This window comes from Burkholderia sp. APQ4-4ca, assembly GCF_057837105.1.
In genome coordinates this window covers 1-8,494 of the sequence record NZ_JBYQCG010000002.1, presented here as the reverse complement: position 1 = coordinate 8,494, position 8,494 = coordinate 1, and the positions used below count along the sequence as shown (strand labels likewise).

The 8,494-nt window shown below is 66.4% G+C and carries 11 protein-coding genes; all 11 read left to right on the top strand.

What is annotated here, in order from left to right:
* On the top strand, positions 1-651 hold a 651-nt coding region (locus AC3IFE_RS00195), incomplete at its 5' end, for a DUF3400 domain-containing protein (protein ID WP_489189207.1).
* A gap of 86 nt (positions 652-737) precedes the next feature.
* On the top strand, positions 738-1,181 hold the full coding sequence (locus tag AC3IFE_RS00190; RefSeq protein ID WP_011546191.1) for an HIT family protein: 444 nt from the start codon (positions 738-740) through the stop codon (positions 1,179-1,181).
* Positions 1,178-1,591 (top strand): gamma-butyrobetaine hydroxylase family protein, encoded by a 414-nt coding sequence (locus AC3IFE_RS00185; protein WP_034208367.1) that lies wholly within the window; start codon positions 1,178-1,180, stop codon positions 1,589-1,591. The genes AC3IFE_RS00190 and AC3IFE_RS00185 overlap by 4 nt, the downstream gene beginning before the upstream one ends.
* A gap of 52 nt (positions 1,592-1,643) precedes the next feature.
* On the top strand, positions 1,644-2,375 hold the full coding sequence (ubiE, locus tag AC3IFE_RS00180) for a bifunctional demethylmenaquinone methyltransferase/2-methoxy-6-polyprenyl-1,4-benzoquinol methylase UbiE (protein WP_489189206.1): 732 nt from the start codon (positions 1,644-1,646) through the stop codon (positions 2,373-2,375).
* A gap of 41 nt (positions 2,376-2,416) precedes the next feature.
* Complete coding sequence (locus AC3IFE_RS00175; protein ID WP_489189205.1) at positions 2,417-3,451, top strand: Tim44 domain-containing protein; 1,035 nt, start codon at positions 2,417-2,419, stop codon at positions 3,449-3,451.
* Positions 3,452-3,615: 164 nt separating this feature from the next.
* Positions 3,616-4,242 carry a ubiquinone biosynthesis accessory factor UbiJ gene (locus tag AC3IFE_RS00170; RefSeq protein ID WP_006487883.1) on the top strand — a complete coding sequence of 209 codons (627 nt, stop codon included), beginning with the start codon at positions 3,616-3,618 and terminating at the stop codon, positions 4,240-4,242.
* Between the two features lie 12 nt (positions 4,243-4,254).
* Positions 4,255-5,832, top strand: coding sequence for a ubiquinone biosynthesis regulatory protein kinase UbiB (gene ubiB, locus AC3IFE_RS00165; RefSeq protein ID WP_089468416.1), 1,578 nt, complete (start codon positions 4,255-4,257; stop codon positions 5,830-5,832).
* 17 nt (positions 5,833-5,849) lie between these two features.
* On the top strand, positions 5,850-6,476 hold the full coding sequence (locus AC3IFE_RS00160) for a class I SAM-dependent methyltransferase (protein WP_489189204.1): 627 nt from the start codon (positions 5,850-5,852) through the stop codon (positions 6,474-6,476).
* 96 nt (positions 6,477-6,572) lie between these two features.
* The gene (locus AC3IFE_RS00155) at positions 6,573-6,926 is read left to right on the top strand and encodes an FmdB family zinc ribbon protein (RefSeq protein ID WP_089468414.1); all 354 of its coding nucleotides are present in this window, start codon (positions 6,573-6,575) and stop codon (positions 6,924-6,926) included.
* A 61-nt stretch (positions 6,927-6,987) separates the two neighbouring features.
* Positions 6,988-7,638 carry a DUF502 domain-containing protein gene (locus AC3IFE_RS00150; RefSeq protein WP_175879386.1) on the top strand — a complete coding sequence of 217 codons (651 nt, stop codon included), beginning with the start codon at positions 6,988-6,990 and terminating at the stop codon, positions 7,636-7,638.
* 67 nt (positions 7,639-7,705) lie between these two features.
* Positions 7,706-8,494, top strand: a 789-nt coding sequence (gene aspS / locus AC3IFE_RS00145; RefSeq protein ID WP_489189203.1) for an aspartate--tRNA ligase, incomplete at its 3' end; no start/stop codon positions are given.

Sequence of the window (8,494 nt, the reverse complement as noted above, 5' to 3'; positions counted from 1 at the left end):
CTGTTCCACCGGGTGGCGAACACGCTGAACTATCTGGACATCAAGACGGTGGTGGTGTCGTGCGGCACGTGCTACGACCAGCTCGCGGGCTACGAATTCGACAAGATCTTCCCGGGGTGCCGGATCATCGACATCCACGAGTTCCTGCTCGAGAAGGGGATGAAGCTCGACGGGGTGACGGGCACGCGCTACATGTATCACGACCCGTGCCACACGCCGATCAAGACGATCGACCCGGTGAAGCTGGTCAACGAGCTGATGGGTGCGCAGAAGGACGGCTACAGGATCGAGAAGAACGATCGCTGCTGCGGCGAGTCGGGCACGCTGGCGGTGACGCGTCCGGACGTGTCGACGCAGGTGCGCTTCCGCAAGGAAGAGGAGATCCGCAAGGGCGCGGCGAAGCTGCGCGCGATTCCGGTGGTGGCGGGCGACGCGCCGGCGCCGGCCGATGCGGGCACGAACGGCCCGGACGTGAAGATCCTGACGAGCTGCCCGTCGTGCCTGCAGGGGCTGTCGCGCTACAACGAGGACGCGAACCTGGAGGCCGACTACATCGTGGTCGAAATTGCGCGCCAGGTGCTCGGCGAGAACTGGATGGCCGATTATGTCGCACGGGCCAACCATGGCGGGATCGAGCGCGTGCTGGTCTAATGCGGGCATGACGACCGCCCAGCGGGACTAGGATGAGAGCGGGCGCCGGCGCTGATGTGCCGGCGCCCGTCCACATGGGAGCGACGATGGAATGCGTGTTTTGCCGTGAAGACGGCGGCGAGGTGCTCTGGCAGGACGATGCGCTGCGCGTCGTGCTGGCCACCGGCGAGCACGACTACCCGGGCTTCTGCCGGGTGATCTGGGGTGCGCACGTGGCCGAGTTCTCCGATCTCGGCGAACCCGAGCGGGCACATCTGATGCGCGTGGTCTACGCGGTCGAGCGGGCCGTGCGCCGCGTGATGCAGCCGAACAAGGTGAATCTCGCGAGCCTCGGCAACATGGTGCCGCACGTGCACTGGCACGTGATTCCGCGCTTTTCCAACGATGCCCATTTCCCGCAGCCCGTGTGGGCGCCGCGCCAGCGCAGCGTGTCCGAGGCGCTGCTGCGCTCGCGCGCGGCGCAGGCCTCGCTGCTGCACAATGCGGTGCGCGAGGAAATTCAACGCATGACCGATTCGAGGCAAGCATGAGCGGTTTGACTTCCACGACGCCGATTCCGTCCGGCGTCGTCGTGCACGCGGTATCGCGCGTGCTCGAATTGCAGTACCCGAACGGCGAGAGCTACCGGATTCCGTTCGAGCTGATGCGCGTCTATTCGCCGTCGGCCGAGGTGCGCGGCCACGGGCCCGGCCAGGAGACGTTGCAGACCGGCAAGCGCGAAGTGACGATCACCGCGCTCGAGGGCGTCGGCAACTACGCGCTGCAGCCGACGTTCTCCGACGGCCATTCGACCGGCATCTACTCGTGGGACCTGCTGTACGAACTGGCGACGCGGCAGGACGCGCTGTGGCGCGACTATTTCGACAAACTGAAGGCGGCGGGCGTCGAGCGCGACGCCCCGATGCAGGCGGCCGGCGCGCCGCATGGCCACTGCCACTGAAATCGACGGCGCCCGCTCGGCGCCGTCTTGCCATTTACTGAGGATCAACGCGATGAGCAAAACCCACTTCGGCTTCGAAAGCGTCGAGGAAAACGAAAAAGCGAAGAAAGTGGCGGGCGTGTTTCATTCGGTCGCGAGCAACTACGATCTGATGAACGACCTGATGTCGGCGGGCATGCACCGCGCGTGGAAGGTGTTCACGATCGCGCAGGCGAACGTGCGCCCCGGCTTCAAGGTGCTCGACATCGCGGCCGGCACCGGCGACCTGACCAAGTCGTTCGCGAAGGCGGCCGGGCCGACGGGCGAAGTCTGGCATACCGACATCAACGAATCGATGCTGCGCGTCGGTCGCGACCGGCTGCTCGACAAGGGCATCGTGACGCCGTCGCTGCTGTGCGACGCCGAGAAAATTCCGTTTCCGGACAACTACTTCGACGTGGTCACGGTCGCGTTCGGGCTGCGCAACATGACGCACAAGGATGCCGCGCTCGCCGAGATGCGCCGCGTGACGAAGCCCGGCGGCCGCGTGATGGTCCTGGAATTCTCGAAAGTCTGGGATCCGCTGAAAAAAGCGTACGATTTGTATTCTTTCAAAGTATTACCGTGGCTTGGCGACAAGTTCGCGAAAGATGCTGAAAGTTATCGGTATCTTGCTGAATCTATCCGGATGCACCCCGATCAGGACACGCTGAAGACGATGATGGAACAAGCGGGCCTCGACGCCGTCAAATATTACAATTTGTCAGGTGGCGTGGTAGCTTTACACCTAGGGACCAAGTACTAAGGGGTTCTTTCCCTACATTCGTCTTACATTCGGAGAAGCTGATGCCTGAATCGCGTTCGTTGTTCAACCGTAGCAAACCGTCGAAGCCGTGGGCTCGACGGGTCGGCACGCTGCTGATGGTCGGCCTGCTCACGGCCGGCACGTTCGCATCGCTCGACGCCGAAGCGAAGCGCATGGGCGGCGGGCGCAGCATCGGCCGCCAGAGCTCCACCGTCACGCAGCGCCAGGCCACGCCGCCCGCGCAGCAGCCGATGCAGCAGGCCGCGCCGTCGCAGGCGCAGCGTCCGAACCCGGCCGCGCCCGCGCCGGCCGCTCAGCCCAACCGCTCGCGCTGGCTCGGGCCGATCGCCGGTCTCGCGGCCGGTCTCGGCATCGCGGCGCTGCTCTCGCACTTCGGTCTCGGCGGCGCGTTCGCGAGCATGATGGCGAACGTCATCGTGATCGCGTTGCTCGCGATGGTCGGCATCTGGCTCGTCCGCAAGTTCATGAACCGCCGTTGCCCGCAGGAGCCCGCGTACTCGGTCGGCGGCGCATCGTCGTCGTCGGGCGGCTACTCGCAAAGCCCGTCGTTCCAGCAGAGCAACACGGGCAGCAACTATGCGGGCAGCGGCAGCAGCTATGCCAACGAAGCACAGGGCGTGTTCGGCGGCGGCGCGGCGGCCGCCGGCGCGGCAGGCGCGATGGCGGCTGCGCCGCTCCAGGTGCCGGCCGGCTTCGACACCGAGGCGTTCCTGCGCAGCGCGAAGGTTTACTTCGTGCGCCTGCAGGCGGCGTGGGATCAGGGCAACCTGGCCGACATCCGCGAGTTCACGACGCCGGAAATGTTCGCCGAGATCAAGATCGACCTCGATTCGCGCGGCAACGACGCGAACCAGACCGACGTCGTGCAGCTCGACGCGGAACTGGTCGCGATCGAGGATCGCGGCATCGAGCAGTCGGCGAGCGTGCGCTTCCACGGCCTGATCCGCGAAGCGGCGAATACGTCGGCCGCGTCGTTCGACGAGGTCTGGAACCTGTCGAAGTCGGGCAGTCAGGGCTGGCTGCTCGCGGGTATCCAGCAGCTCAACACCCACTGAGCGCGGCCGGCGGCCCGCGCCGCCGGGCACGCGGGCGACGGCCGCCGCACTGCGACCGCTTGCCGCCCGGGTGTACGGTCGGGCACGGTCTGCCGTCGATCCGACGTTACAATAGAAACCCGCGTGGGCGCCCGGCCTGCGCGGGTTTTTTCTTTCCCAGCCCGATGACCTTTGCCGCCAAGCCTTTTGCTGCTGCCGTCAATCACCTGCTCGCGCGCGAATCGTGGGCACGTGACCGCCTGATTCCCTATGCGGGCAAGACTGCCCGGATCGACGTGCCTCCCGTCACGCTCACGCTGCTGGTGCAGCCCGACGGCTATCTGTCGGCTGTCGACGCGCACGATGCGCAACAGGTCGACGTGTCGATCGCGCTTGCCGGCGACACGGTCGCCGCGTTTCTGCAGGGCGGCCAGGCGGCCGTGATGAAGCATGTGAAGATCGAAGGCGACGCGGAATTCGCGACGCAGATCGCGAAGCTGGCCGAGCATTTGCGCTGGGAACCGGAAGAAGATCTCGCGAAGCTGGTCGGCGACGCGGCGGCGTACCGGATCGCGACGGTCGTGCGCGATGCCGGCGCGCGCGCGCGCCGCACCGGCCGCAACGTGCTCGATTCCGTCGCCGAATACTGGCTCGACGAGAACCCGCAAGTCGTCCGGCGCGCGTCGCTCGGCGGCTTCGACGCCGAACTGGCGCGCGCACGCGATGCGCTCGCGCGGGTCGAAAAGCGGGTCGAGCGACTCGAACAAAAAATCGGCGCGCGCACGGGTTCCGGCCCGCGCGGCGCGCACTGAGGGCCGCAGGGCATGCGCATTTTCCGTTTCATCAAGATTGTCTACACCGTCATCCGTTTTGGTCTCGACGAAGTGATGCTGTCCCGGATCGACGACCGGCGCGTGAAGCTGCTGCTGCGGATCACGACGATCGGCCGCCGCTACTCCGATCCGCCCGCCGTGCGGCTGCGCCACGCGCTCGAAAGCCTCGGCCCGATCTTCGTGAAGTTCGGCCAGGTGCTGTCGACGCGCCGCGACCTGCTGTCGGTCGATTTCGCGAACGAACTCGCGAAGCTGCAGGACCAGGTGCCGCCGTTCGATTCGGCCGTCGCGATCGCGATCATCGAGAAGTCGCTCGGCGCGCCGGTCGACGAGCTGTTCGACGAATTCGAGCGCGAGCCGATCGCGAGCGCGTCGATCGCGCAGGTGCATTTCGCGAAGCTGAAGCAGGGCGTGCACGCGGGCAAGGCCGTCGCCGTCAAGGTGCTGCGGCCGAACATGCTGCCGGTGATCGATTCCGACCTTGCACTGATGCGCGACATCGCGACGTGGACCGAGCGCATGTGGGCCGACGGCCGGCGCCTGAAGCCGCGCGAAGTCGTCGCCGAATTCGACAAGTACCTGCACGACGAGCTCGACCTGATGCGCGAGGCCGCGAACGGCAGCCAGTTGCGCCGCAACTTCGCCGGCCTCGACCTGCTGCTCGTGCCGGAGATGTTCTGGGATTTCTCGACGTCGCAGGTGCTCGTGATGGAGCGCATGACCGGCGTGCCGATCAGCCAGGTCGAGACGCTGCGCTCGGCCGGCGTCGACATCAAGAAGCTCGCGCGCGAAGGCGTCGAGATCTTCTTCACGCAGGTGTTCCGCGACGGCTTCTTCCATGCGGACATGCACCCCGGCAACATTCAGGTGAGCCTCGACCCGAACACGTTCGGCCGCTATATCGCGCTCGATTTCGGGATCGTCGGCGCGCTGTCCGATTTCGACAAGAATTACCTCGCGCAGAACTTCCTCGCGTTCTTCAAGCGCGACTACCACCGTGTCGCGACGCTGCACCTCGAATCGGGCTGGGTGCCGCCCGAGACGCGCGTCGAGGAGCTCGAAAGCGCGATCCGCGCGGTGTGCGAGCCGTATTTCGATCGCGCGCTGAAGGACATCTCGCTCGGCCAGGTGCTGATGCGCCTGTTCTCGACGTCGCGCCGCTTCAACGTCGAGATCCAGCCGCAGCTCGTGCTGCTGCAGAAGACGATGCTGAATGTCGAGGGGCTCGGCCGTTCGCTCGACCCCGAACTCGACCTGTGGAAGACCGCGAAGCCGTATCTCGAGCGTTGGATGACCGAGCAGATCGGCCTGCGCGGCTGGTACGAGCGGTTCAAGGTCGAGGCGCCGCAGTGGAGCAAGACGCTGCCGCAACTGCCGCGCCTGATCCACCACGCGATGGCCGCGCGCCACGACGCGCCGCGCGCCGCGAGCGAGGAGCTGATGCGCCAGATCCTCGTCGAGCAGAAACGGACAAACCGGCTGATGCAGGCGTTGCTGATCTTCGGCCTGGCCGTCGGCGTCGGGGCGCTCGTCGCGCGCGTGCTGCTCGCGCTCGCGTACGGCGCGTGACCCAAAGGAGCACGGCGATGCCCGAACCGAAACGACCTTCAGCGCCCGGCGCGGCCGATTTCGCGACGCGCGATCCCGGCGACGCATCGTTCTGGGACGAGCGTTTCGCGCGCGGCGTGACGCCGTGGGAATTCGGCGGTGTGCCGGACGGATTTCGCGTGTTCGCGCAGCGGCGCGAGCCGTGCGCGGTGCTGATTCCGGGCTGCGGCAGCGCACAGGAAGCCGGCTGGCTGGCGCGCGCCGGCTGGCCGGTGCGCGCGATCGATTTCGCCGCGCAGGCGGTGGCGGCCGCGAAGGCGCAGCTCGGCGCGCATGCGGACGTCGTCGAGCAGGCCGATTTCTTCGCGTACCAGCCGCCGTTCGACGTGCAGTGGGTGTACGAGCGCGCGTTTTTGTGCGCGCTGCCGCCGAGCCTGCGCGTGGACTATGCGGCGCGGATGGCCGAACTGCTGCCCGCCGGCGGATTGCTGGCCGGCTATTTCTTTGTGATGGCGAAGCCGAAGGGGCCGCCGTTCGGGATCGAGCGCGCGGAACTCGACGCGTTGCTCGCGCCGCACTTCGAACAGATCGAGGATCTGCCCGTGACCGATTCGCTGGCCGTGTTCGAAGGGCGCGAGCGCTGGCTCACGTGGCGCCGTCGCTGATTCCCGTGCGTCGCGCCCGTTGCCGGAGCGCGCCGGGGTTTCGGCTATAATTCAAGGTTTTGCAAGCCGTTTCCAGTTTCTGCGGGAAAAAATATCATGCCGATCTACGCCTATCGATGCGAAGCGTGCGGTTTCGCGAAGGACGTGCTCCAGAAGATGAGCGACGCGCCGCTGTCGCAATGCCCTGAATGCGGGAAGGATGCTTTTCGCAAACAGGTAACCGCCGCCGGTTTCCAGCTGAAGGGCTCGGGGTGGTATGTCACCGATTTCCGCGGCGGCTCGGGCGGCGCCAGCGCCCCGGCGGCGACGTCGGGCGACGCGGCGCCGGCGGCACCCGCGGCGCAAGCCGCCCCCGCTGCAGCCGCGCCGGCTGCGGCGAGCAGTGCGGGCAGCACCACGACGACGAGCGCCGCGCCGGCACCGGCCGCGACGCCCGCCGCCGGCAGTTGACCGTCGCGGCCCGGCCGGGTCGCGACCAACCCGCGCTTCCGGCGCGGTTCATTGACGGCAGATGATGAAAAAGACGACCCTGAAAACGGTGTTCCTGACCGGCTTGCTGGTTCTCGTCCCGCTCGCGATCACGCTGTGGGTGCTCGGCCTCATCATCGGCACGATGGATCAGACACTGCTCCTGCTGCCCGAATCGTGGCAGCCCGAGCGGTTGCTCGGCTTCCATCTGCCGGGGATCGGCGCGGTGCTGACGCTCGCGTTCATCTTCGTCGTCGGGCTGGCCACGCAGAACTTCATCGGCCAGAAGCTCGTTACGTGGTGGAACGCGGTCGTGCGTCACATCCCGGTCGTCGGGCCGATCTACACGAGCGTCAAGCAGGTATCGGACACGCTGCTGTCGAGCAGCGGCAACGCGTTCCGCAAGGCGCTGCTGATCGAATATCCGCGCCGCGGCTCGTATACGATCGCGTTTCTGACCGGCACGCCCGGCGGCGACGTGGTCAACCATCTGACGGAAGAATACGTGAGCGTGTACGTGCCCACGACGCCGAACCCGACGTCGGGCTTCTTCCTGATGCTGCCGAAGAGCGAAGTCATCGAACTCGACATGTCGGTCGATGCCGCGCTCAAGTACATCGTCTCGATGGGCGTCGTGGCGCCGTCGGCGCCGGCTCCGGCGCCCGCCCGCCGTCCCGTCGAGCCGCCGCTGTAAGTAAAGAATCATCGCCCGGGCCGCGCGTCGCGGCGCCCGTTGATCAAACCGAACGAAAGCAAACATCATGTCGATGCGTACTGAATACTGCGGTCTCGTGACCGAACACCTGCTGGGCCAAACCGTGTCGCTGTGCGGCTGGGTGCAGCGCCGCCGCGATCACGGCGGTGTGATCTTCATCGACCTGCGCGATCGTGAAGGCCTCGTGCAGGTGGTGTGCGATCCGGATCGCGCGGAAATGTTCGCGACCGCCGAAGGCGTGCGCAACGAGTTCTGCGTGCAGATCAAGGGCCTCGTGCGCAACCGTCCGGAAGGCACGGTCAACGCCGGCCTGAAGAGCGGCAAGATCGAAGTGCTGTGCCATGAGCTGAACGTGCTGAACGCGTCGGTCACGCCGCCGTTCCAGCTCGACGACGACAACCTGTCGGAAACGACGCGCCTCACGCACCGCGTGCTCGACCTGCGCCGCCCGCAGATGCAGCACAACCTGCGCCTGCGCTACCGCGTCGCGATCGAGGCGCGCAAGTATCTCGACGAGCAGGGCTTCATCGACATCGAAACGCCGATGCTGACGAAGAGCACGCCGGAAGGCGCGCGCGACTACCTCGTGCCGTCGCGCGTGAACGCGGGCCAGTTCTTCGCGCTGCCGCAGTCGCCGCAGTTGTTCAAGCAGCTGCTGATGGTCGCGAACTTCGACCGTTACTACCAGATCACCAAGTGCTTCCGCGACGAGGATCTGCGCGCCGACCGTCAGCCGGAATTCACGCAGATCGACTGCGAAACGTCGTTCCTCGGCGAGCAGGAAATCCGCGACCTGTTCGAAGACATGATCCGTCACATCTTCAAGACGACGATC

Coding starts and splice junctions, on each gene's coding strand:
- AC3IFE_RS00190 (WP_011546191.1), top strand. CDS start 738: ATGGAATGCGTGTTTTGCCGTGAAGACGGCGGCGAGGTGCTCTGGCAG.
- AC3IFE_RS00185 (WP_034208367.1), top strand. CDS start 1,178: ATGAGCGGTTTGACTTCCACGACGCCGATTCCGTCCGGCGTCGTCGTG.
- ubiE (WP_489189206.1), top strand. CDS start 1,644: ATGAGCAAAACCCACTTCGGCTTCGAAAGCGTCGAGGAAAACGAAAAA.
- AC3IFE_RS00175 (WP_489189205.1), top strand. CDS start 2,417: ATGCCTGAATCGCGTTCGTTGTTCAACCGTAGCAAACCGTCGAAGCCG.
- AC3IFE_RS00170 (WP_006487883.1), top strand. CDS start 3,616: ATGACCTTTGCCGCCAAGCCTTTTGCTGCTGCCGTCAATCACCTGCTC.
- ubiB (WP_089468416.1), top strand. CDS start 4,255: ATGCGCATTTTCCGTTTCATCAAGATTGTCTACACCGTCATCCGTTTT.
- AC3IFE_RS00160 (WP_489189204.1), top strand. CDS start 5,850: ATGCCCGAACCGAAACGACCTTCAGCGCCCGGCGCGGCCGATTTCGCG.
- AC3IFE_RS00155 (WP_089468414.1), top strand. CDS start 6,573: ATGCCGATCTACGCCTATCGATGCGAAGCGTGCGGTTTCGCGAAGGAC.
- AC3IFE_RS00150 (WP_175879386.1), top strand. CDS start 6,988: ATGATGAAAAAGACGACCCTGAAAACGGTGTTCCTGACCGGCTTGCTG.